Annotated in this window: 17 protein-coding genes; 7 read left to right on the top strand and 10 right to left on the bottom strand. The window is 60.2% G+C overall.

Annotation, left to right across the window (positions count from 1 at the left end):
• Positions 1-109: 109 nt before the first annotated feature.
• On the top strand, positions 110-1,486 hold the full coding sequence (locus BMX68_RS20325) for a multicopper oxidase family protein (RefSeq protein WP_017131734.1): 1,377 nt from the start codon (positions 110-112) through the stop codon (positions 1,484-1,486).
• Positions 1,486-1,980 (top strand): tRNA adenosine(34) deaminase TadA, encoded by a 495-nt coding sequence (gene tadA / locus BMX68_RS20320; RefSeq protein WP_017131735.1) that lies wholly within the window; start codon positions 1,486-1,488, stop codon positions 1,978-1,980. Before BMX68_RS20325 ends, tadA begins: the two co-directional genes overlap by 1 nt.
• Before the next feature lie 70 nt (positions 1,981-2,050).
• On the opposite strand, the gene cmoB is transcribed toward tadA, so the two are convergent.
• From cmoB to lon, 4 genes are all read right to left on the bottom strand, one after another.
• A complete protein-coding gene (gene cmoB, locus BMX68_RS20315; protein ID WP_017131736.1) occupies positions 2,051-3,007 on the bottom strand; it encodes a tRNA 5-methoxyuridine(34)/uridine 5-oxyacetic acid(34) synthase CmoB in 957 nt (318 codons plus the stop codon).
• Positions 3,004-3,747, bottom strand: coding sequence for a carboxy-S-adenosyl-L-methionine synthase CmoA (cmoA, locus tag BMX68_RS20310; RefSeq protein WP_017131737.1), 744 nt, complete (start codon positions 3,745-3,747; stop codon positions 3,004-3,006). The genes cmoB and cmoA overlap by 4 nt, the downstream gene beginning before the upstream one ends.
• Before the next feature lie 214 nt (positions 3,748-3,961).
• On the bottom strand, positions 3,962-4,354 hold the full coding sequence (locus BMX68_RS20305; RefSeq protein WP_017131738.1) for a protease inhibitor I42 family protein: 393 nt from the start codon (positions 4,352-4,354) through the stop codon (positions 3,962-3,964).
• A 70-nt stretch (positions 4,355-4,424) separates the two neighbouring features.
• Positions 4,425-6,857 (bottom strand): endopeptidase La, encoded by a 2,433-nt coding sequence (gene lon / locus BMX68_RS20300; protein ID WP_017131739.1) that lies wholly within the window; start codon positions 6,855-6,857, stop codon positions 4,425-4,427.
• 489 nt (positions 6,858-7,346) lie between these two features.
• Here lon and BMX68_RS20295 point away from each other — a divergent pair, with 489 nt between their 5' ends.
• A complete protein-coding gene (locus BMX68_RS20295) occupies positions 7,347-8,369 on the top strand; it encodes an NAD-dependent epimerase (RefSeq protein WP_017131740.1) in 1,023 nt (340 codons plus the stop codon).
• A 163-nt stretch (positions 8,370-8,532) separates the two neighbouring features.
• Here the strand turns inward: BMX68_RS20295 and BMX68_RS20290 are convergent, their stop codons facing one another.
• On the bottom strand, positions 8,533-10,557 hold the full coding sequence (locus BMX68_RS20290; RefSeq protein ID WP_017131741.1) for a TonB-dependent receptor: 2,025 nt from the start codon (positions 10,555-10,557) through the stop codon (positions 8,533-8,535).
• A gap of 265 nt (positions 10,558-10,822) precedes the next feature.
• Between BMX68_RS20290 and BMX68_RS20285 the strand changes: the two genes are divergently transcribed.
• From BMX68_RS20285 to BMX68_RS20275, 3 genes are all read left to right on the top strand, one after another.
• The gene (locus BMX68_RS20285; RefSeq protein ID WP_017131742.1) at positions 10,823-11,047 is read left to right on the top strand and encodes a VF530 family protein; all 225 of its coding nucleotides are present in this window, start codon (positions 10,823-10,825) and stop codon (positions 11,045-11,047) included.
• Between the two features lie 24 nt (positions 11,048-11,071).
• Positions 11,072-11,731 carry a Pr6Pr family membrane protein gene (locus BMX68_RS20280; protein WP_017131743.1) on the top strand — a complete coding sequence of 220 codons (660 nt, stop codon included), beginning with the start codon at positions 11,072-11,074 and terminating at the stop codon, positions 11,729-11,731.
• A gap of 135 nt (positions 11,732-11,866) precedes the next feature.
• The gene (locus tag BMX68_RS20275; RefSeq protein WP_081503026.1) at positions 11,867-12,388 is read left to right on the top strand and encodes a C40 family peptidase; all 522 of its coding nucleotides are present in this window, start codon (positions 11,867-11,869) and stop codon (positions 12,386-12,388) included.
• Here the strand turns inward: BMX68_RS20275 and BMX68_RS20270 are convergent.
• On the bottom strand, positions 12,290-15,502 hold the full coding sequence (locus BMX68_RS20270; protein ID WP_017131745.1) for a transglycosylase domain-containing protein: 3,213 nt from the start codon (positions 15,500-15,502) through the stop codon (positions 12,290-12,292). The two genes, BMX68_RS20275 and BMX68_RS20270, sit on opposite strands and share 99 nt — an antisense overlap.
• A gap of 527 nt (positions 15,503-16,029) precedes the next feature.
• Between BMX68_RS20270 and BMX68_RS20265 the strand changes: the two genes are divergently transcribed.
• Positions 16,030-17,451, top strand: coding sequence for an amino acid permease (locus BMX68_RS20265; RefSeq protein WP_017131746.1), 1,422 nt, complete (start codon positions 16,030-16,032; stop codon positions 17,449-17,451).
• A gap of 71 nt (positions 17,452-17,522) precedes the next feature.
• Here BMX68_RS20265 and BMX68_RS20260 read toward each other — a convergent pair whose 3' ends face one another.
• From BMX68_RS20260 to BMX68_RS20245, 4 genes are all read right to left on the bottom strand, one after another.
• The gene (locus BMX68_RS20260) at positions 17,523-18,647 is read right to left on the bottom strand and encodes an OpgC family protein (protein ID WP_017131747.1); all 1,125 of its coding nucleotides are present in this window, start codon (positions 18,645-18,647) and stop codon (positions 17,523-17,525) included.
• 420 nt (positions 18,648-19,067) lie between these two features.
• Positions 19,068-20,687, bottom strand: a complete 1,620-nt coding sequence (locus tag BMX68_RS20255; protein WP_017131748.1) for an FMN-binding glutamate synthase family protein — start codon at positions 20,685-20,687, stop codon at positions 19,068-19,070.
• A gap of 89 nt (positions 20,688-20,776) precedes the next feature.
• Complete coding sequence (locus BMX68_RS20250; protein ID WP_256218814.1) at positions 20,777-22,060, bottom strand: glycoside hydrolase family 3 C-terminal domain-containing protein; 1,284 nt, start codon at positions 22,058-22,060, stop codon at positions 20,777-20,779.
• Positions 22,061-22,139: 79 nt separating this feature from the next.
• The coding region (locus BMX68_RS20245) for a transposase (protein WP_143063334.1) at positions 22,140-22,400 on the bottom strand (261 nt) is incomplete at its 5' end.

Raw genomic sequence — 22,400 nt, 5'->3', positions numbered from 1 at the left:
CCTGCGGCCTATCGCCAGCTTGGCCTTACTGTTTCTCAACTGCGGGTGTATCGTATTTGCCTTTTGTGGGCCTTAGGCCCTCGGTTGATTCGGTGAGGTGGTTGAGTTCATGTCTTTTTCCCGTCGGCAAATACTCGGTGGCCTGGTCGGTGTGGCAGTGATCGGTGTGGGCGTCGGCGGTGCATCGCGGTACTGGCTGAGGAAGATGGCTGACGCCGAAATCGGACATGATTACCAACTGATCGCCGCACCGCTGGATGTCGAGCTGGTGGCCGGGCACCGGACTCCGGCCTGGGCCTTCGGTCCTTCGGTGCCGGGCACCGAGCTGCGGGTCCGCCAGGGGGAGTGGTTGCGAGTGCGTTTCATCAACCATCTACCCGTTGCCACCACCATCCACTGGCACGGCATCCGCTTGCCGTTGGAAATGGACGGGGTTCCCTATGTTTCACAACTGCCGGTCTTGCCGGGCGAGTATTTCGACTACAAGTTCCGCGTCCCGGATGCGGGCAGCTACTGGTACCATCCCCACGTCAACAGCAGCGAAGAGTTGGGTCGCGGGCTGGTCGGTCCATTGATCATCGAAGAGCGCGAGCCCACTGGTTTTCGCTATGAGCGTACCCTTAGCCTGAAAAGCTGGCATGTCGATGAAGAGGGCGCATTCGTGCCCTTCAGCATTCCCCGGGAGGCTGCGCGGGGCGGGACGGCGGGACGGCTGGCGACCATCAACGGTAGGCCGCAAGCGGTGGTCGAGCTACCGGCCGGACAGATCACCCGGGTACGTCTGCTCAATCTTGATAACACGTTGACTTATCGCATCAATATCCCAGGCGCCGAAGCGCGGATCTATGCTCTGGATGGTAACCCCGTGGTGCCACGGCCCCTGGGCAAGGAGTACTGGCTCGGGCCAGGCATGCGCATCTGCCTGGCGATCAAGGCCCCAGCGGTGGGTGAGGAGTTGTCCTTGCGCAACGGCCCGGTGCGGCTCGGCACCTTCCGTTCGGTCGCTAACGCCGACGCCCCGACCGAGTGGCCCCCCGCCTTGCCGGCCAACCCGATTGCCGAGCCGGACCTGGCGAATGCCGAGAAGCTCAACTTCAATTTCGAATGGGTGGGCTCGGTCTCGGTGAACCTCGATACTGGCCGTCCGCCGAGCCTTTGGCAGATCAACGGTAGAGCTTGGGACATCACCGACAAAACCTGCGCCGACCGGCTCATCGCCAAATTGGAGAAGGGCAAGAGCTATATTTTCGAATTGAAGAACATGACCCAGTACCAACATCCGATCCACCTGCACGGCATGAGCTTCAAGGTCATTGCCTCGAATCGCAAGACGATCATTCCGTACTTCACCGATACCTATCTGCTGGGTAAGAACGAGCGCGCGCGGGTGGCCCTGGTGGCGGATAATCCAGGGGTGTGGATGTTCCATTGCCATGTGGTCGACCATATGGAAACCGGCCTGATGGCCGCCATCGAGGTGGCGTGATGCGCCAGATTCGTCCCACCGCGATCATCGATCGCAGCCGCGACCAGGATTTCATGCGCGAGGCTTTGTCGTTGGCGAATCAGGGCGCGGCGCTGGGTGAGGTGCCGGTAGGCGCGGTGGTGGTCCAGGGCGGCGAGATTATCGGGCGCGGCTTCAACTGCCCGATCAGCGCCAGCGATCCGAGCGCTCATGCCGAGATGGTCGCCATTCGTGCGGCGGCCCAGGCTGCGGGCAATTACCGGCTGCCGGGCAGTACCCTCTACGTCACCTTGGAACCGTGCAGCATGTGCGCCGGGCTGATCGTCCATGCGCGGATTGCCCGAGTGGTGTACGGCGCGCTGGAGCCCAAGGCAGGGGTCGTGCAGAGTCAGGGACAGTTCTTCAGCCAGGACTTTCTCAATCATCGTGTGCTGTTCGAGGGTGGCGTGCTGGTCGAGGAGTGCGCAAGCATTCTCAGCGAGTTCTTCAAGGCCCGTCGTCGGGCCAGGTCCTGATTCACATCTGCCTGAGGTGCGAAGCTGGACCCGCTCGCCGCAGGGAGTCCAACTCTCTCAGGGGCGAGGTTTATTTGCGGGCGACGATCACCGCTCGCATCGGCGCCGGCAGTCCTTCGATGGTCTTGCTGTGATCCTCGGGGTCGAGAAAGTCGCTCAGTGATTGATACTTCATCCATTCGGTTCCACGTTGCTCCTGCACGGTGGTCACGCTCACGTCCACGCACCGCACATCGCTGAACCCGGCACGCCGCAACCAACGCTCCAGCGCTGGTACAGAGGGCAGGAACCAGACGTTGCGCATCTGCGCGTAACGATCCTCCGGCACCAGCACCTGGTTCGCGTCGCCTCCCACCACCAGGGTTTCCAGCACCAGTTCACCGCCTTTGACCAGGCAGTCCTTCAGCGCCAGCAAATGCTCGATGGGCGAGCGCCGATGGTAGAACACGCCCATGGAAAACACCGTGTCGAAGCCTTCCAGATTGGCCGGCAAGTCCTCGAACGGAAACGGCAGGTGCCACGCCGCAGGCTCCGACAGGTAGCGTTGGACCGCCTGGAACTGGCAGAAGAACAGCCAGTTCGGATCGACCCCGATCACTGTGTCGGCACCGGCACCGAGCATACGCCACAGGTAGTAACCATTGCCGCAGCCGACATCGAGAATGCGCTTGCCCTTGAGATCTAGGTGTGGAGCGACCCGCGACCATTTCCAGTCCGAGCGCCATTCGGTGTCGACATGCACACCGAACAGGTCGAACGGTCCTTTGCGCCAGGGGCTCAGGCCCATCAGGGCACTGCGCATCTGCACACGAGTGGCGTCGTCACAGTCGCCGTCGAGGATCAGCCCGTTGAGCAGGTCGACCGCGCTCGGCTGGATCTTCGGCAGAGCGTCGAGTGCACTCTGCCAGCGTTGCAGGTCGCCATGACCTTTGTCCATCCTGCTATCGAGTCGGGCTTGCAGGCCGTCGGCCCAAACGGCCAGCGGGGTGCCCGCCAGACGGCGGGCGAGGGGTGACAGATCGATCATGGCAGGGCAATCAACGAGGCAAAGTTAAGACACTGGAACCACGGCACGACTTTTGAGAAACCCGCCGCCAGCAGACGCTCTCGGTGTTCTTCGAGGCTGTCGGGCTTCATGACGTTTTCGATGGCACTGCGTTTCTGGGCGATTTCCAGTTCGCTGTAGCCGTTGGCGCGCTTGAAGGCGATATGCAGATCGGTGAGCAGCGTATGTTCCTCGACATCATTGAAGCGCAGTTTCTCCGACAGGATCAGCGCGCCGCCGGGCAGCACGGCCTGGCGGATGCGTCCGAGCAGGGCAAGGCGTTGCTCGGGGGCTATGAATTGCAGGGTGAAATTCAGGGCCACCACCGACGCGGGCTGGAAGTCCAGGGCGAGGATATCGCCTTCGATTACTTCGACCGGCAACAGCTCCTGGAACATCGAGTCCTGGCCGTTGAGGTACTCACGGCAGCGTTCGACCATGGCACGGGAGTTATCCACGGCAATCACCCGGCAGCCATCGAGGCGCACATGCCGACGCAGGGCCTGGGTCACCGCGCCGAGGGAACTGCCCAGGTCATAGAGCACGCTGCCCGGCTGGGCGAACTGCGCGGCGAGCACGCCAAGGTTTTCGACAATGGTCGGATAACCGGGCACCGAACGCTTGATCATGTCCGGGAACACCCGCACCACGTCTTCATTGAAGGCGAAGTCCGTTAACTGGGGCAGGGGTTGGGCGAAAAGGCGGTCGGGTTCTTTGCTCACGGCGGTTCCGGCGACGATCGAGAAAAAGGGTCGGCATTTTAGCCAAGTTGACACGGGGATGCGCGGTTTGTCGGATAAAGCGTTCGGGCACGGCGAAACTCAGGCCCACCCCGGCTCGGGAGCATGGGGCTTCTGGACAAACAGCCGCGAATCGATGTTCACCCCGTCGAGGAGCGCAACGGCATCCCTCGAGGCGAGAATCAACCGGGGCAGGTTACTTCACCACGATTGGGCAATCGAAGCTTTGTACGGGCGCAACTTCCGGTTCCCAGGGTTGTTGATAGGTCAGGCGCAAGCGCCCGGTGCCGGCGGCGAATGCCTGGAAGCGCCAGCTCGATTGGCCGGCGGCGCCGATCACATCACTGTTCTGCGGGTTACGGTAGACCTCCGGTCCGAGGCTCTTCAGCACGCCGCCGGCGGAGTCCTGGATGGCCCAGCGATAACCGCTGGTGGGGTTGCTCGGCAGGGTGAGGATCATGTTCTGCCCAGGCGTGAGTTGCATCGGGCACTCACGCTGGTTTTCCACCGTTACGTTTTGGCGGGGCTGCTGTGCGCAGGCGGCCAGCAGCCCCAGGCTTAACACAAGCAACAGGTGAATCGGGGTCATAGTATCTCCAATCATTGCAGCGATAACGGAGCATAACCCAAGATTCGCCGTGTGCCACGGGCAGTGACAATCAGAACAACACCTTCGCGACATCGGCGAAACGCTTGGCGAAGTGCACAGTGATGCCTTCCTTCAGGTAGTCCGGCAGTTCCTCGAAATGGCCCCGATTCGGTTCCGGCAGGATCAATTCGTGAATCTTCTGTCGCCGTGCCGCGATCACTTTCTCGCGCACGCCGCCAATCGGCAGCACATGTCCGGTCAGGGTCAGTTCGCCGGTCATGGCCACGCCTTTCTTCGGCGGCTGGTTCCTGGCCAGGGACAACAGGGCGCTGGCCATGGTGACGCCTGCACTCGGGCCGTCCTTCGGCGTGGCGCCCTCCGGCACATGCAGGTGAACAAAGGCCTCATCGAAGAACCCTGGGTCACCGCCGAACTGCTTGAGGTTGGAACTGACGTAGCTGTAGGCGATTTCCGCCGACTCCTTCATCACCTCGCCCAACTGCCCGGTGAGCTTGAAGCCGCGATTGAGCGTATGAATCCGCGTCGCCTCGATCGGCAGGGTCGCGCCGCCCATGCTGGTCCAGGCCAGGCCGGTAATCACCCCGGTGCCGCTCAGTACCTGCTCGTTGCGAAACACCGGTATACCCAGGGACGCTTCGAGATCCTTGTTGCCAATCTTGATCGTGCTGTCGGGCGCATCCAGCAGCTTGACCACCGACTTGCGCACCAGCTTGCCGAGCTGTTTTTCCAACTGGCGCACGCCGGCTTCGCGGGCATAGCCGTCGATCAGCGTGCGCAGGGCACCGTCGCTGATCGACAGACTGCTTTTGGCCACGCCGGCTTTCGCCAACTGCTTGGGCCACAGATGGCGCTTGGCGATCGCCAGTTTTTCTTCGGTGATATAGCCAGACAGGCGAATGATTTCCATACGATCGAGCAGCGGGCCGGGAATCGAATCCAGGGTGTTGGCGGTGCAGACGAACAGCACTTTCGACAGGTCCAGGCGCAGGTCTAGATAATGGTCGAGGAAGTCGACGTTCTGTTCCGGGTCGAGGGTTTCCAGCAGCGCGGAGGCTGGGTCGCCTTGGAAGCTCTGGCCCATCTTGTCGATCTCGTCGAGCATGATTACCGGGTTCATCACCTCGACGTCCTTCAGTGCTTGCACCAGCTTGCCCGGCTGGGCGCCGATATAGGTGCGGCGATGACCCTTGATCTCGGCCTCGTCGCGCATGCCGCCGACGCTGAACCGGTAGAAGCGCCGCCCGAGGGATTCGGCGATGGATTTGCCGATGCTGGTCTTGCCGACGCCCGGAGGACCCACCAGCAACACAATAGAGCCGCTGATCTCACCCTTGTAGGCACCGACCGCGAGGAATTCGAGAATTCGCGATTTGATGTCATCCAGGCCAGCATGGTGCTGGTCCAGTACCTTGCGCGCATGTTTGAGGTCGAGCTTGTCCTCGCTGTACACGCCCCACGGCACGGAGGTCGCCCATTCCAGGTAGTTGCGGGTGACGGCATATTCCGGCGAGCCCGTCTCGAGGATCGACAGCTTGCTCATTTCCTCGGTGATACGCTTCTGCGCCTGGGACGACAGAACCTTGCCCTGTAAGCGTTGCTCGAACTGCTCGATATCGGCGCTACGGTCGTCCTTGGTAAGCCCCAGCTCCTGCTGGATGACCTTGAGCTGTTCTTTGAGGAAGAACTCGCGCTGGTGTTCGCCGATCTTGCGGTTCACTTCGGCGGAGATTTCCTTCTGCAGGCGCGCAACCTCGACCTCCTTGCGCAGCATCGGCAGGACTTTTTCCATGCGCTTGAGCATCGGCACGCAATCGAGGACCTCCTGCAGCTCATTGCCTGTCGCCGACGTGAGGGCGGCGGCGAAGTCAGTCAGCGGCGACGGGTCGTTGGGGCTGAAGCGATTGAGGTAGTTCTTCAGTTCTTCGCTGTACAGCGGGTTGAGCGGCAGCAATTCCTTGATCGCATTGATCAGTGCCATGCCGTAGGCCTTGACCTCGTCGGTCGGCTCGCTGGGCTGGTGCGGGTATTCGACTTCCACCAGGTACGGCGGGCGATGATGCTTGAGCCAGGTGCGAATGCGCACGCGGGTCAAGCCCTGGGCGACGAACTGCAGCTTGCCGCCCTCGCGGCTGGCGTGGTGGACCTTCACCAGGGTGCCGTACTCAGGCAGGCTCTTGGTGTCAAAATGACGGGTGTCTTCGGGCGGCGTGTCGACGAAGAACAGCGCCAGGGAGTGATGTTCGGACTTGCTCACCAACTCCAGGGTTTCGGCCCAGGGTTCTTCATTGACGATGACCGGTAGCACCTGTGCCGGGAAGAACGGGCGATTGTGAATCGGGATGATATAGACCTTGTCGGGCAGATTCTGCCCCGGCAGGGCCAAGCCGGTACCGGCAGTGGCGCTGGTCTCGGGGTGGTCCGCGAGACGCTCGGCCTCGGCCTGTTGGGTCGGATGATCGGGGAATTCTTGCTGGTTGCTCATTGGGGCACCTGCACTGTTGAGTATGCAGGTTAGATGGGGCGGGCTTCTGCTGGTTTCAATGGGCTGGAGCGATAGCCAGGCTCAATCCGACCGATAGCTGTAGAAGGTAGTTTGTACATGCTTGTTTTTTTGTGGAAATTTTTCCAGGCAGCGTTCGTTCGTCGATTTGACCCAAATAGTAGCCAATCGCTTCGTTCGTCGTGCGATCTTTTGTGCGACGGTCGCTAATCTGCGCTCGCCGAATTTTTAGTACCCCGTCAGGCCAGCTTTTTTGGACCCGCTGAATCGTTGACGAACAAAGACTGGCCATTGGTCAGGACTGTCATTTCTGACAGTAGAGTCTTGTTCCGCGTTCTTCTAGGGTCCTATTGACTTCATGCATGCTCTATCTATTGGAGGCTTGCAACGAGAGTCGCGGCCATGGCGAATCTATCCGCCGGCCTGTTTCGTCTCTGTCCGGTGTACTGATCGACGGTACGAGGTAACACCATGAGCAAGATTCTCGTAACCGGAGTCGCGGGCTTTATTGGGTTTCATATTGCTCGGCGCTTACTGCAAGACGGTGACCAAGTGGTCGGTCTTGACAACCTGAATGACTATTATGACGTTTCGTTGAAAAGAGCACGGCTGGCGATGCTCCAAAAGTCGGCGGGTTTTCGCTTCGAATTACTGGATGTTGCGAACCAGGAGGATATGCACGCTCTCGCCAGCTCCGAGTGTTTCGAATATGTTGTGCATATGGCCGCTCAGGCAGGCGTTCGTTGTTCACCCAAGAACCCGGTGAGCGGTTATGTGGAGTCGAATCTCGTCGGTTTCATGAATATCCTGGAGATATGCCGACATACCTCTGTACGGCATCTGATCTACGCCTCGTCAAGCTCCGTATATGGTGCGAACACGCGGCTGCCTTTCTCAACTCACGATAATGTGGACCACCCTCTCAGCCTTTATGCCGCAACGAAAAAATCCAATGAATTGATGGCGCATACCTATTCACATCTCTATCGGCTGCCGACGACAGGGCTACGTTTTTTCACGGTCTATGGCCCTTGGGGGCGGCCGGATATGGCGTTGTTCGCCTTTACGAAGGCCATTCTTGAAGGACACCCCATCGACCTGTTCAATAACGGCGATATGCAGCGGGACTTTACGTTTATCGACGATATCACGGAGGTCGTGATGCGTTTGATGCGACGCGTACCGGAGGTCGATCCGACGTGGCATGGGGATCGCCCGGACCCGGCCAGCAGCGATGCGCCTTACCGGATCTATAACATCGGTACTCACCATGCGGTGCAGTTGATGCATCTGATCGAAATCCTGGAGAAGTTGCTGGGGCGAAAGGCGAAGCTCAACCGGATGACGCGGCCAGTGGAAGACATGACAGTGACGTGCGCAGACATCGGTGATTTATCGCGCGATATAGGATTTCGTCCGAATACGCTGATCGAAGAAGGCGCGATGCGCTTCGTGAAGTGGTACTGCAACTATTATGTTCGGTCAGGTGTTTGACAATCCATCCGTCTGTGTTTGCAATAACCGCGTTGTCTCCTTCGCCGGCTAGGTCTGTACGAAATGCCTTCGAACGAGGCCGGGCAAAGCTAGCCTGTTTTCAACGCTGCCTGGGCGAGCGCGGATACATTTCGTACAGAGCCAGGCTCCGCTCCCACAGTCCCTAGAACGTGGTACGCAAGCCGAACTCGACGCTGCGTCCCGGTGCCGGCGCGATATCGCGCAGGATCGAGCTGGCGTAGCGCACGGTCTGGTTGGTCAGGTTGTCGCCCTTGACGAAGGCCAGCCACTGGCTGCTACCGATATCGAAGTGATAACCGGCGCTGGCGCCGAAGGTGGTATAGCTGGAGGTGCCTGATTCGTTGTCCGGTACCCGACCTTGTCCCGCCGCGTGTTCGACATCGAAGCGGGCCTGCCAGCGATCCAGTTCCCACAGTAAACCACTGTTTAGGCGCAATGGCGCGATACGCGGCAGGGCTTCGCCGGTATCGAGATTGGTGGCGCGGGTGTAGTCCCCGGACAGTTCCAGGGCAAAGCTGCCATAAGCGCTTTCGCCGAGCTTCCAGTGATCCTGTGCCTCGAAGCCGGCGAAGCGTGCCCGCACGCCCGAGTAGCGGTATTCGGCAATCCCGTCAGCGTCCTCCAGGCCTTCGTCGTTGAGGGTGCGCCCGCTGCCCAACAGGCCGATGTAGTTGGAGAAATGGCTGTAGAACACGCCGAAGCTGCCTTTGTGAGTGCCGTTGTCGAAGCGCAGGGCCAGGTCGCTGGACACCGCTTTTTCCTTCGACAGGTTGGCATCGCCGACTTCATAAGTGCCGGTGGCCACATGGGCGCCGTTGGCATACAGCTCGTAGAAGGTCGGCGCCCGTTCGGTGTAGCCCAGCGTCGCGGCCAGGGACCAAATCGGTGTCAGGGTGTAGACCGCGCCGGAGGACAGGCTGGCAGCGGTGAAGCTGTTGCTGCGCTCGGCATTGGCAAAGCGTTCGTTGCCCTTGCTGTCCGGGTCGACCGTAGTGTGTTCCAGGCGGCCGCCGAGGCTGAAGGTCAGGCGGTCGCTGGCCTTGAGTTCTTCGAGCAGGAATAGTGCCCCGCTGTTGGTGTCGGTCTGCGGGACGAAGGCTTCCTCGCCCAGGGCGGAGAATTCGTTGCGGGTAACTTGCGCGCCGATCACTCCGTTAAAGGGACCGACCGGCAGGTGACGGGCTTCGACTCTGGCTTCATAACCCTTGTTCTTGAAGACCGTACCGACTTCGCCGCCTTCGATTTCGCGGTGTTCGTAGTCGGTGTAACCGGCATCGAGTTTCACCGAGCTGAAAGGCCCTTGCAGGTTGCGGACTTCCGAGGCGAAGGCGTAGTGATCCTGCTGCATGCGGATGCGTACATCCTGCTCGGCAGGGGAGCCGTAGTTGCTGTCATAGTTGCTGTAGGACAGGCCGGCGTAACCGTCCTCCCAAGTGTAGGAGCCGCCCACCGCGCCACCGTCCTGGCGACCGTCGCTGTTGCCCAGGCGACCATGGCGGCCTTCGCCGTCTTCACTGGCCGGGGCGTTGCGGTTGCGGGCGTCGCCGGGAATGCGCAGGTCATTGAATTCGCGGGCGTTGGCATCCAGGTGCAGGGCAAAGCTGCCGTTGCCGGCTTCCAGTTTGCCAGCGCTGCTGCGGGTGGTGTCGGCACCACCGTAACGCAGCTCGCCGGCCCCGTGGATGCCGTCGATGGGGCTGGTTGGAATTCGGTTGTCGAAGGTATTGACCACCCCGCCGATGGCGCTACCGCCATAGAGCAGGGCGGCGGGGCCTCGGACGATTTCGATTCGGTCGACAGTGACCGGGTCCAGTGGCACTGCGTGGTCGTAGGACAGCGACGAGGCATCCAGCGCACCGACGCCATTGCGCAACAGGCGGATGCGGTCGCCGTCCTGGCCGCGAATGATTGGTCGACTGGCACCTGGCCCGAAGTAGGACGACGATACCCCAGGTTGTTTGTTCAGGGTTTCGCCGAGGCTGCCTTGCTGTTGCAGGGTCAGGTCGTCGCCTTCGAGCACGGTGCTGGGAGAGGCGGTGTGTTCGCTGCCCAGCGGGTTGGCGGTGATGACCTGAGGTTGCAGCTCCAAGGCATGGGCCGGACCTGCCATCAACCAGGCGGCGGCCAGCGGAGTCAGATGAGTGCGTAGAGGAGAGGAGAAAAGCATGAATGTTTCCTTGGCAAGCGGGGTGCGGCGTGCACTTTTGAGTCGCAAGAACAGATTGAAAACGGCTGGGTTTGATCGATGAATAATGTTGAGTTGTTATAACGTAACATATTTTATCGGTTCGCAAACACGTTAGACTCAATTCTGAGCGCTTTCTGCGTTATCGCAGGGGTACACGGCCTCATCGTCCGCTGCGGCTCTTCCCCCTGGCGAAGGCCTCGGCTAAGGTGCCCGGCTTGTCCCATTTCGTCATTGAAGGTTTGGCATGACCGATACACCCAACAACCCCCTGCATGGGGTGACCTTGGAGCAGATTCTCAACGTCCTGGTGGCTCATTACCAATGGGCAGGCCTGGTCGAGCGCATCGATATCCGTTGCTTCAAGAGTGATCCGAGCATCAAGTCAAGCCTGACCTTTCTGCGCAAGACCCCGTGGGCGCGGGAGAAGGTCGAGAAGCTTTATGTGAAATTGATGCGCACCAAGCGTTGACGCCGCGTCGTGGAGTTCAAAGGCATGCCTGACCATCACGGTGCCACGGATGGTTGTTCGCGCCTCGCGTTGCTGGTCGCGGCGCTGCTGGGCTGGAGTGGCTTGGGCATCCAATTGCAGCTGATGCTGATTTCGCGTTGGCAGGTCGAGGCAAGTCTGTTGGGTGGGCTGCTGACATTCTTCAGTTTCTTCACGGTGCTGACCAACACCCTGGTGGCAGTGGTGCTGACCTATGAAGTGACGCCGAGGGAGTCGTCCGGCCGACGATTTTTTCTCAGGCCTTCGGTGCGTACCGCCATCGTGGCGAATATTGTGGTGGTGGGGTTGGCGTACAACCTGTTATTGCGTCCCCTGTGGCATCCCCAGGGATTGCAGTGGCTGGCGGATGAATTGCTGCACGACCTGATGCCGCTGCTGTTCGTGACCTACTGGTGGCGCTGCGTGCCGAAGGGCACTTTGCGTTGGTGGCAGGTGGTGCCGTGGATGGTTTACCCACTGATGTATTTCGCCTATGTGCTGTTGCGCGGTCATGTGATCGGGGCGTATCCGTATCCCTTTGTCGATGTCGATAGCTTGGGTTATCCACAGGTGTTCATCAATGCCGGGCAGATCCTGCTGGGGTTTGTGCTGGTAGCGCTGCTGTTGATCGGCGTGGACCGCTGGCGTGGACGGCACTCACACTGATCACCCGACGCAAGGGTGGATGTTTTCGTGTTTATTATTGGGATATTTCCTACATAAAGCCGAGAAAAGCACTCTAAGCAAGCCCTGGACAGCTCCGTACCATGCCGCCTGATGTCAACAAAGGCGACGTTTATCATGTCCAGGTCAGTGTTAGCTGTGCTGTTTTTACTGGTGTTGGGAAGCTTCTGGCCAGCCCATGCCACCCTCAAATCAGCGAAAAATTCTTCGGTCAAGGCCACCCAGGTCCGGGCCACCGATGGGGCGGTGGAACCATCCATCGACAACGTTATTGACCGTGCCCATCAATTGATCGGGACGCCTTATCGTTGGGGCGGCATGTCGGTCAAAGGCTTCGATTGCAGTGGCCTACTGGTCTACCTGTTTCAGAACGAGGCCGATATCCATCTGCCGCGCACCACGGTGGGGATGCGCCGCTCCAGCGCCAAGACTATCCAGCGCAGCAGCCTGAAGCCCGGTGATGCGGTGTTTTTCAACCGCAACGGTCGGGGCAGTGTGAGCCATGTCGGGCTCTATGTGGGAGGGGGCAAGTTCATTCACTCACCGCGCAGTGGCAAGACCGTGCGCATTGATTCCCTGAGCAACGCCTACTGGAAAAAGAGTTACACCCTGGCCAAGCGTTTTCATGCCGAAGGCTGAATGGGGCTGTTTCTCGGCGGCGGTTGCGACGCTCGTGGCGGTGCATAAGGTGTTGCTGCCTGGCTGCAGATAGGGCGTCAGGATCGGCGCCATGCCCTTGAGCACCTGGACCGGCAATGCCGAGGTGAATTTGAAGGTTTCAGCCGAGCGCCCCGGAACGAAGGCGGTCAAGGTGCCAAAGTGATGGTCGCCGATGTAGAAGACAAAGGTCGCGGTGCGGTTGATCGACTTCGAGCTCAAGACTCGCCCGCCCGCGCCGATGGCTTCGATCCGGTTATCCCCCGTCCCGGTCTTGCCGCCCATGGCCAGCGAGGTGCCGTCCGGCTGTTTGAAACTGCCGGAAACGCGCCGGGCGGTCCCGGCATCCACCACTTGTGACAACGCCAGGCGCAAGGCTGTGGCCACCTCCGAGGGCATGACCCGCTGGCCCCTGCCTGGGTCATTGAGCAATTGTGTTTCATAGGGCGTGTCGGCGGCGAAGTGCAGGCTGTCGATGCGCAGTATCGGCATCCGTATCCCGTCGTTGAGGATGATCCCCATCAGTTCGGCCAATGCCGTCGGGCGGTCGCCGGAACTGCCGATAGCCGTCGCCAGGGACGGTACCAGATGGTCGAAGGGATAGCCGACCTGTTGCCAGCGCTGGTGGATATCGAGAAAGGCCTCGATCTCCACCATCACCCGGATTCGGCTGTCGCGGGCGCTCTTGTGCTTGCTCTTGAACAACCAACCATAGACTTCCTGGCGTTCGAACTCGCTGGCGCTCACCACCTGGCTGAACTTGGCCTGGGGGTTTTTCAACAGGTAGCCGAGCAACCACAGGTCTAGCGGGTGAACCTTGGCGATATAACCCTGGTCCGGTAGGTCGTAGGTCCCGGGACCGTAGCTGTTGTAGAGCTTGGCAAGGCGTTCGTCGGTGACCTTCTCGGTTTTCAGGTGGGACCGGACAAAGGCGTTGAACGCCGCTTGCGGTGCTTGCGGCAGCAGGTAGCGATGGACGGCCGCCAGGCGAATCGGCGTCGGGCGCATGCTGTCGAGGAAGGTTTCCAGGCGTTCCTGGGAATCCTTGTTCTGGTATTTTTTCCAGAAGCGCAACATGAAGGCCGTGCCTTCGCGGTCGGCGAAGCGCGCCAGGTATTCCTGGCGGCGCGGATTGTCATCGTCCTTGAGCAACTCGGCACTGTTGTTCGGACCCTGGTAGGTGCTGTAGCGCACCAGGTCGCGCATTAGCCGGATAAACGGCAGGTTGATCGACTCGCGTAGCGCCTCAAGCAAGGTCGGGCGGCGGCCATTGTCTTCGTTGCGGAAGTTGTGGAAACGATGCAGGCCGCCGCCGGTAAAGAAGCTTTCGCCAGGACTCGCCGAATACTGGCGGTTAAGCGCTGCCTCGAGCATTTTCGGCAGGTTGCGGTCGCTGTTTTGCGCCAGGTAGTCAACGGCCCAGCGGGTGATGCGGTCCTGCTCGTTGATCTCGACTTTCTTCAGTGCCGTCGGGGATTGATCGCCGTAGCGATCATGCAGTTCGGCGATGATCTGCAGGTAGGTGGTGAGGACCCGCAGCTTGGCGGTGGAGCCCAGCTCCAGTTTGCTGCCTTCGTTGATGTCGAAGGGCTGGTCGGTGCTGTCGGTCTGTACGCGGACCCGGTAGCTGTCGGCAGTCAGTTCGAACAGAGTGAAGCTGTAGCGCACCTGTTGGGTGCTGCTGGCGGTGAGCAGGCGTTCGCCCAGCAGGCCGATAGAGTCGGCGAACTCCGGGTTTGCCAGGCGGCGCAGGTAGTCACTGACCTGGCCTTGCAACTGTGATTGCAAGGTGCTGGTGGCCGACAGGTCAAGGCGATCGAGGTCGTACAACGAACGGTTGAGCATCGCCGCCAATCGACTGCGGGCCACGCTGATGCCCTTGTTCGATTCCACCGGCTGGATGGTTGGCTCTTGCAGCCAGTCCCGGTAGCTGACCTTGCTCGCCAGCGCGGCGGCGGCCAGCGGTGCGTCGATCACGCCATTCTGGGCCAGCAGGCGCAAGTGGCTGTCGGTCAGTTCGGCCAGCTCATTGCGACCTCGCGCGAGGTAGTGTGACGGACGCCGCTGGGCGATCATCAGCGACAGCACCTCACGCAGCGCCAGCCCACGTTTGGCCAGGCTCGTCGGATCGCTGGCGGCGCTGTTCAACTGTGCGTTGACCTGGGCGAAGTCCGCGCCGTACCAGACCCGCAAGCCCTCGGCCATGCCATGGACTTCACCGTGACCGGGCACCGCCGACAGGGGCACGCTGTTGAGGTAGTCACGCACCACGTTCTGCCGCACCTGCAGGGTCTGTGGCCCGTCCTGGTAAGCCCGTACACTGGCGGAAATCATCTGCCGGATTTTCTCGCCTCCTGACAAGGTCAGGCCATCCGGAGAGTGGCGGTACTTCTCCAGTTGCGTTGCCAGGGTGCTGCCGCCAGCGGTCTGGCCGCCGATATGCAAGATCTTGGCAATCTGCGACAGCACCGCTTTGCCGAAGCGCGGCCAATCCACGGCGGGGTTGGCCATGGGGTGAGCAGAGTCGAGCAAATCGCGGTTTTCGATAAACAACAGGCTGTTGACCACCAGCGGCGGGATGGCGGCGAAGTTAGCATAGAGCTGTTGTGGATAGTTGTACTGGTAGAGATCGGCGCCCCGGCAGTCGGTGATCGACAGGCCGGCCTGGATTTTCTCCACGTAGGGCACAAAAAAGCCCGCCTCGCTGTAGTCGAGCAAGGCGGGGGAGAAGCGTGCCTGTGCTTCGACCAGGTAGCCGCGCTTGGCCAGCCGGGTGAGGAAAGTCCCTATGTCGCTATAGCCCATGCGTTTGTCGAAAGGGCCGTCGCCGGGGTACAGCAGTGAGTCGCTGGGGCCATGAGCCAGGGAGTAACTCAGGTCAGCGGCAAAACGGCTGAACTCCCGTGCCTGGATTTTGGAGGTATGCATTTCGTGGGAGGCGGCGACCCCGAGCAGAATCAGGGCAATCAACACCGCCAGCCAGAACAACGGCCACCAGGGCCTGCGTCTACGTTTTTTTTTCGGTAAAGGCGCCTCATCCGAACTGTGGGTTGGCACCACATTCTTGGTCGAATCGGAGTTCCATTGAGCACCCATAGTCGATTCATCCATTCACGCAGATTGATCGCACTTGCCTGAAGCTTAGACGCTGCCAGAGGGCGAGGAAAATTTTGTGAGGGCGGTCAGGTATTTCCTGCCTGTGAACGGCTTGTTAGCGGGAATACGTCGGGAATACGACGTCACGCATATTGTCGGACTCTGGGCTGAAAGGCTTGAGCCAGAGCCTTAAGCGGATTAAGGTCGGCCTCGGCTTGGAGTATGACGTTGCCTCATTGCCGTGCAATACTCCTCCGCGTTTTTTGTGCGACAGGGCTGGTAGAACCCAGGTAACGTACCTCTGTTTTCAGCGCTTTCGCCGAGAGTTATCGCTGAAACTTGTAGTTTATAGAGTGAAAAATCCTGCTCCCCGCTTTTTATACTGCGCACCCCGCTGATCCTGCAGGTTTGTCTTGTGGGATGGCATCGCTCACGAAGCGGCCCCGGTATCCGGGAGTCCGGGCTTATCTGTCCGTCGCTCCTTGGCTCGGTGGTTCATATCCAATAACAAGACGAGGTTGTCCCCTATGCCTGTTGGCACTCACCTGCCCCCTGGCGAGACCGCTCAAGGCGGCCCGCTCAAACGCGAACTCGGTGAACGACATATTCGCCTGATGGCGCTCGGCGCCTGCATCGGCGTGGGCCTGTTTCTCGGTTCTGCCCAGGCTATCGAAATGGCGGGGCCGGCGATCATGCTGTCCTACATCATCGGTGGCCTGGCGATCCTGGTGATCATGCGTGCCCTCGGTGAAATGGCCGTGCACAATCCGGTCGCCGGCTCCTTCAGTCGTTATGCCCAGGACTATCTCGGCCCGCTGGCGGGGTTTCTCACCGGCTGGAACTACTGGTTCCTTTGGCTGGTGACCTGCGTGGCGGAAATCACGGCGGTCGCGGTGTACATGGGCGTCTGGTTCCCCGATGTGCCCCGCTGGATCTGGGCCCTGGCGGCGCTGGTCAGCATGGGCACGATCAACCTGATCGCCGTGAAGGCCTTTGGCGAATTCGAGTTCTGGTTCGCCCTGATCAAGATCGTCACCATCATTGCGATGGTCATCGGCGGCATCGGCGTGATTGCCTTCGGCTTTGGCAATGACGGTGTGGCCCTGGGCATTTCCAATTTGTGGAGCAATGGCGGCTTCATGCCCAACGGCATCAGCGGTGTACTGATGTCCTTGCAGATGGTGATGTTCGCCTACCTGGGCGTGGAAATGATCGGCTTGACCGCTGGCGAGGCGCGCAACCCGCACAAGACCATTCCGAATGCCATCGGCTCAGTGTTCTGGCGCATCTTGCTGTTCTATGTCGGCGCGTTGTTCGTGATCCTGTCGATCTACCCATGGAACGCCATTGGCACCCAGGGCAGCCCGTTCGTGATGACCTTCGAGCGCCTGGGGATCAAAACCGCCGCCGGTATCATCAACTTCGTGGTGATCACCGCTGCATTGTCCTCCTGCAACGGTGGCATCTTCAGCACCGGGCGTATGCTCTACAGCCTGGCGCAGAACGGCCAGGCGCCGGCAACCTTTGCCAGGACTTCGAACAATGGCGTGCCCCGCCGTGCGCTGCTGTTGTCCATCGGGGCTTTGCTGCTCGGTGTGCTACTTAACTACCTGGTGCCGGAGAAAGTCTTTGTCTGGGTGACATCCATCGCTACCTTCGGCGCGATCTGGACCTGGGTGATGATTTTGCTGGCGCAACTGAAATTCCGCCAGGGCCTGACGGCTTCACAGCGTGCTGGCCTGCAGTATCGTATGTGGTTGTATCCGCTCAGTTCGTATCTGGCGTTGGCGTTCCTGGTGCTGGTGGTCGCGTTGATGGCCTACTTCCCCGACACCCGCGTCGCGCTGTACATCGGTCCGGCCTTTCTGGTACTGCTGACGCTGCTGTTCTATGTGTTCAAGCTGCAACCGAACAACGTATCGACTGGTGTCACGAGTCCGACTTCCTGAGCGCGGTATGAAATGAACAAGCCCGTGGACGAGCAATCGACCGCGGGCTTGTTGTTGGCGGTATCGCGCTTCTACGCCGTTACTGTCCGAGCCGGTTGTCCCAGCCGTTGGTTGAAATCCAGCCAGGCGCCCAGCAGGGCCATCAGTGCGGCACCGAACAAGGCGGTGAATACTTGCATGGCGAAGGCGTCGTCGGCCATGGCATTGATCATGTCCGCCAGGGGCGCCAACAACACCCCCAGGCAAAAGACCTCCAGCGAGTAACGGCCCATGCGGCAGGTCTGTTGTGCCAGCCAGTTTTGTGTCCAGCTACCCTTGGGCAGCAACTTTGCGGTGACATAGGCCAGCGCCAGGAAGTGCAACAGGCGCATCGGTGACAGATCGGTCTTGCTGATGGGATAAATCAGCTCACTCAGCGCCACCGGCATCAAGGCGTCGTGGATCTGCGGCCATCTCCAGGAAATGGTGAGCACGGCGCACACCAGCACATAGAGGGCCGCCACGACAAATAGCGGTTGGCGGGACAGTGCCCGTGCTGGCGCGGGCTTGGATTGCCGGGCGCGAATCGCCGCCGCGCCACCGAGTACAAACAGCAACTGCCAGGTGACAGGGTTGAAGTACCACACACCGTCGGCAATCGCCGCCAGATTCCAGCCCAGCCTTGGCGCCAGCAGGTACACCGTCAACGACACCAGCACCACCAGCCAGGTCTTGTGCAGCAGCAAGGGTAACACCAGCGGCAGACCGGCCAGCAGCACGATATACAACGGTAGCGGGTCCATCAGATTCGGTTTGAAACGCAGCAGTAATTCATCCACCAGGGCTTGTTGCGGGTGGGTGACGAAATGCGTAAGACCCATTTCCTGGGCCAGATCGCGAGTCTCGACATGGCTGTTGGCGAAGAACACGATCCCCATCAGCATCGCCAGCAAGAAAATATGCACCACGTACAGCACCCAGGCGCGGCGCAGGATTTTCAAGGTGGCGAGCCAATAACCCTCGCGTTGTAGGATCTTGCCGTAGGCGAGAATCGCCGCATAGCCGGCGAGAAACACGAAGACCTCTGCCGCATCACTGAATCCGATATTACGCAGAGTGATCTGGCCGAGGGGGTTGTGGGGCACGTGATCCCAGAAAATGAAGATCAGCGCCAGTCCCCGAAAAAAGTCGATGCGTGGGTCGCGTCCGTTTAGCATGGCAGCGGGCTCTGTGGGCGAATGTTGAATATGACCGGCGCGGCCGTCGGAATTTGCGCACTGCGGGTCGGCGGCGCGCAGGGTGGCGGGATTTTCGGGTAATTGCAAAAGTGGGCTATTACCAAATGTCACATTTTTCTGCTCTGGTGGCCTGTACGGTGAGTTCGTTAGCTCAAGTTCGGATGCCCTAAGTTCATGGCTAAGGCGCTGTGACGAGTCATAGCCGGGCTATGGCGAGGAACAGCAACGCAAGCCAGGGATTTATGGCGCCGAAATTGACTCATAGAACTAACCACACAGGCCACTAACCTGTGGGGCAGGCCCGGTTCTTTATTATCCTCAAGTAAATGCAGGGCAGCGGCATTGAAGTATGCCGCTGCCTGAAGAAACGCGACGTGGCTGGCATCAGCCGGCCTGACCTCAGGCCGCGACCACTTGGTGGGGTTCGAAGCTGTCGGCTCGGGCCATTTGCCACATGCGCGAATAGAACTCGCCGTTCACTTCACCGGTGAGCAATTCACCCGGCTTGAGGAACACATGCAGTTGCGAGAACAGCTTGATCTCGGTCGCCGACATGCGGCGGACCAGATGCTTGGCTTCCAGTTGGGACGGATGATCGAGCCCCGCCGCCGCGAGCATTTCCGCCAGGGCCTTGAGGGTGTTGCGATGGAAGTTGAATACCCGCTGGGCCTTGTCCGGTACCACCAGCGCACGCTGGCGCAAGGTGTCCTGGGTGGCGACGCCGGTTGGACACTTGTTGGTGTGGCAGCTCTGTGACTGGATGCAACCGATGGCAAACATGAAGCCACGCGCCGAGTTAGCCCAGTCGGCGCCGATGGCCAGGACACTGGCGATATCGAAAGCGCTGACGATCTTGCCACTGGCCCCGAGCTTGATCTTGTCCCGCAGATTCAAACCCACCAGGGTGTTGTGTACGAACAGCAGGCCCTCGCGCATGGGCACGCCGATATGGTCGGTAAACTCGACCGGTGCCGCGCCGGTGCCGCCTTCCTTGCCATCGACTACGATGAAGTCCGGGTAGATGCCGGTCTCCAGCATCGCCTTGGCAATGCCCATGAATTCCCACGGGTGGCCCAGGCAGAATTTGAAACCCACCGGTTTGCCACCGGACAGCTCACGCAGTTGGGCAATGAACTGCATCATCTCGATGGGTGTCGAGAAGGCGCTGTGACGTGATGGTGAGACGCAGTCCTCGCCCATCATGACCCCGCGCGTTTCGGCGATTTCCTGGGTCACCTTGTGCTTGGGCAGGATGCCGCCGTGGCCGGGTTTGGCGCCCTGGCTCATTTTGATTTCGATCATCCGTACCTGTGGGTTCTGCGCCTGGGCGGCGAAGCGCTCTGGGTCGAAGCGGCCGTCGGCGGTACGGCAACCGAAATAGCCACTGCCCAGTTCCCAGGTGAGGTCGCCACCGTTTTCCCGATGATATGGGCTGATGCTGCCTTCGCCGGTGTCATGGGCGAAGTTGCCGAGCTTGGCGCCCTGATTCAAGGCGCGGATGGCATTGGCACTGAGGGAGCCGAAGCTCATCGCCGAGATATTGAATATCGAGGCCGAGTACGGTTGCTTGCACTGCGGCCCGCCGACAATCACCCGAAAGGCGCTAGGATCGCTCAACGGTGCCGGACGCATCGAGTGGCCGATGAATTCGAAGCCCGACTGGTACACGTCGATCAGGGTGCCGAAGGGCTTGTCGGCGCTTTCATTCTTGGCCCGCGAGTACACCAATGAGCGTTGAGCGCGGGAGAAGGGCAGGGCGTCGCTGTCGGATTCCAGCAGGTACTGGCGGATCTCCGGACGAATGCCTTCGACCAGATAACGGATATTGCCCAGGATCGGGTAGTTGCGACGCACCGCGTGACGGCATTGCAGCAGGTCGAACAGGCCCAGCAAGCTAAGCAGGCCAGTGACCAGGGCGAACGGCCAGAGCCAGTCATGCTTGAGGAATGGCAGGCTGGCGAAGGTGAAGATCACGCAGCCGGCAAAGAAGGCATAGCGGCTCAGAAGGGACAGGCTCATACGGTTTCCTTTGGGTCGGACTCATCAGGTCGGTCAGGCATTTTGCGCTTGTCGGGAAGACGACACAAAGTGTGTCGTCCCGGTTCGTTTCACTCTTGCGCGTTGTTCACGGGAGCACGTAGCGTGCGTGGAATCGTCGAACCCTGGCCTTCTACCCTGGCCAGGCCGGTCACTTCGAAGCTTGCTTGATTGTCGGTAGTGGAGCTGCCACCCACGAAAACGGTGAAGGTGCCGGGCTCCACCCGCCATAGAAAGTAGCGGTCCAGCAGGGCGAAGTCGTCTTTGTCGAGTAGGAAGCGCAGTTTACGAGCCTCGCCCGGCATCAGCTTCACTCGGGTGAAGCCGCGTAGGGCCCGCACGGGACGAGTCACGCTGGCGATATTATCGCGCAGGTAGAGCTGCGCGATTTCTTCGCCCTCGCGTTGCCCGCTGTTGTGGACGGTGACGTCCACCTGCAAGGTGTCCGCGGCTGTCAGTTGCGTGGCACTCAGCCGAGGTGGGTCGTAGGTGAAGCTCGTGTAGCTCAGTCCATGACCGAATGGATAGAGCGGTTTCCAGGACTGGTCAATATAGGACGAGGTGTAGGGCGGATCGGCACTTGGAGGTCGTCCGGTGTTCTTGTGGGCATAGTAGATCGGTATCTGCCCTACCGACCGGGGAAAGGTGATGGGTAGCTTGCCACTGGGGTTGCTGTCGCCGAATAGGACATCGGCCACCCCATTGCCCATTTCCGTGCCGAGGAACCAGGATTCGAGGATCGCCGGGACCTGTGCGTCCATCCTGGGGATGGCCAGTGGGCGACCGTTCATGAGGACAACCACCAAGGGCTTGCCGGTTTCGATCAGTCGTGCCAGCAGGGCATCCTGTGCTCCAGGTAAATCGAGAGTGGAGCGACTGTGTGCTTCTCCGCTCATGTTCGCACGCTCGCCGAGTACGGCAATAATCACATCGGCGCTGGCGGCAGCCTGCTGCGCCTCCTCGATTGCATGAAGGTCGGCGTTATCGGGCGACGCCCCCGGCAGGTAGACCACCTGTGTGGCGGGCGAAACCGCCTGTCTGATGCCTTGCAGAACACTGATCGATTCCTCGGCGCGCCCGACGCCTGACCAGGGGCCCAGGGTCGAGAGTTTGTCGTCGGCGAGCGCGCCCACTACCAGGAGCCTGGACAGATCCTTGGGCAAGGGCAGCAGTGCCCCCTGGTTTTTTAACAGGACTATGGATTTGCGCGCCGCTTCCCTCGCCAGCGCCCGGCTGCCCGCGGTCAATAGACTGGCGTTTTCACGGGCTGCATTGATATAGCGATAGGGGTCGTCGAACAACCCAAGTCGTTGCTTGGCCTCCAATACGCGCCTTACCAGACTGTGTGAAAACACACTAATGGTGGTTCCAGCAAACGCCCCGACTTGTTCGGGGCGTTTGCTTTTGTGCTCACAGCAGACGAAAAAAGGCTTTTCAGCCCATCAACGCCATCAACTGACGTGCGCCAAGCACGTTAATCGCTCTTTTCAGGTTGTAGGCGTTCACCGCCAGGGCCATTTCAGCCCTCGTGCCCTCAAGCTGTCGCAGTAAGAAGCGAGCGTTGCCAAATAACCACTGTTTAAGGTTGCCGAAGGGATGCTCGACGATGGATCTTCGGCTGACCATCATTTCGGGGTGCGCCTGCATTCGCTGTTCCATCCGCTCGAAAGCCTTTTCGTGCAGGTGGCGTGAGAT

The sequence above is a fragment of the Pseudomonas agarici genome (assembly GCF_900109755.1).
Classification (GTDB): Bacteria; Pseudomonadota; Gammaproteobacteria; order Pseudomonadales; family Pseudomonadaceae; genus Aquipseudomonas; species Aquipseudomonas agarici.
This window is presented reverse-complemented; position numbering and strand designations above follow the sequence as displayed.

Coding starts and splice junctions, on each gene's coding strand:
- BMX68_RS20305 (WP_017131738.1), bottom strand. CDS start 4,354: ATGACCCCGATTCACCTGTTGCTTGTGTTAAGCCTGGGGCTGCTGGCC.
- BMX68_RS20280 (WP_017131743.1), top strand. CDS start 11,072: ATGCCTGACCATCACGGTGCCACGGATGGTTGTTCGCGCCTCGCGTTG.
- lon (WP_017131739.1), bottom strand. CDS start 6,857: ATGAGCAACCAGCAAGAATTCCCCGATCATCCGACCCAACAGGCCGAG.
- BMX68_RS20260 (WP_017131747.1), bottom strand. CDS start 18,647: ATGCTAAACGGACGCGACCCACGCATCGACTTTTTTCGGGGACTGGCG.
- BMX68_RS20255 (WP_017131748.1), bottom strand. CDS start 20,687: ATGAGCCTGTCCCTTCTGAGCCGCTATGCCTTCTTTGCCGGCTGCGTG.
- cmoB (WP_017131736.1), bottom strand. CDS start 3,007: ATGATCGATCTGTCACCCCTCGCCCGCCGTCTGGCGGGCACCCCGCTG.
- BMX68_RS20270 (WP_017131745.1), bottom strand. CDS start 15,502: ATGGGTGCTCAATGGAACTCCGATTCGACCAAGAATGTGGTGCCAACC.
- tadA (WP_017131735.1), top strand. CDS start 1,486: ATGCGCCAGATTCGTCCCACCGCGATCATCGATCGCAGCCGCGACCAG.
- BMX68_RS20265 (WP_017131746.1), top strand. CDS start 16,030: ATGCCTGTTGGCACTCACCTGCCCCCTGGCGAGACCGCTCAAGGCGGC.
- BMX68_RS20285 (WP_017131742.1), top strand. CDS start 10,823: ATGACCGATACACCCAACAACCCCCTGCATGGGGTGACCTTGGAGCAG.
- BMX68_RS20295 (WP_017131740.1), top strand. CDS start 7,347: ATGAGCAAGATTCTCGTAACCGGAGTCGCGGGCTTTATTGGGTTTCAT.
- BMX68_RS20325 (WP_017131734.1), top strand. CDS start 110: ATGTCTTTTTCCCGTCGGCAAATACTCGGTGGCCTGGTCGGTGTGGCA.
- BMX68_RS20275 (WP_081503026.1), top strand. CDS start 11,867: ATGTCCAGGTCAGTGTTAGCTGTGCTGTTTTTACTGGTGTTGGGAAGC.
- BMX68_RS20290 (WP_017131741.1), bottom strand. CDS start 10,557: ATGCTTTTCTCCTCTCCTCTACGCACTCATCTGACTCCGCTGGCCGCC.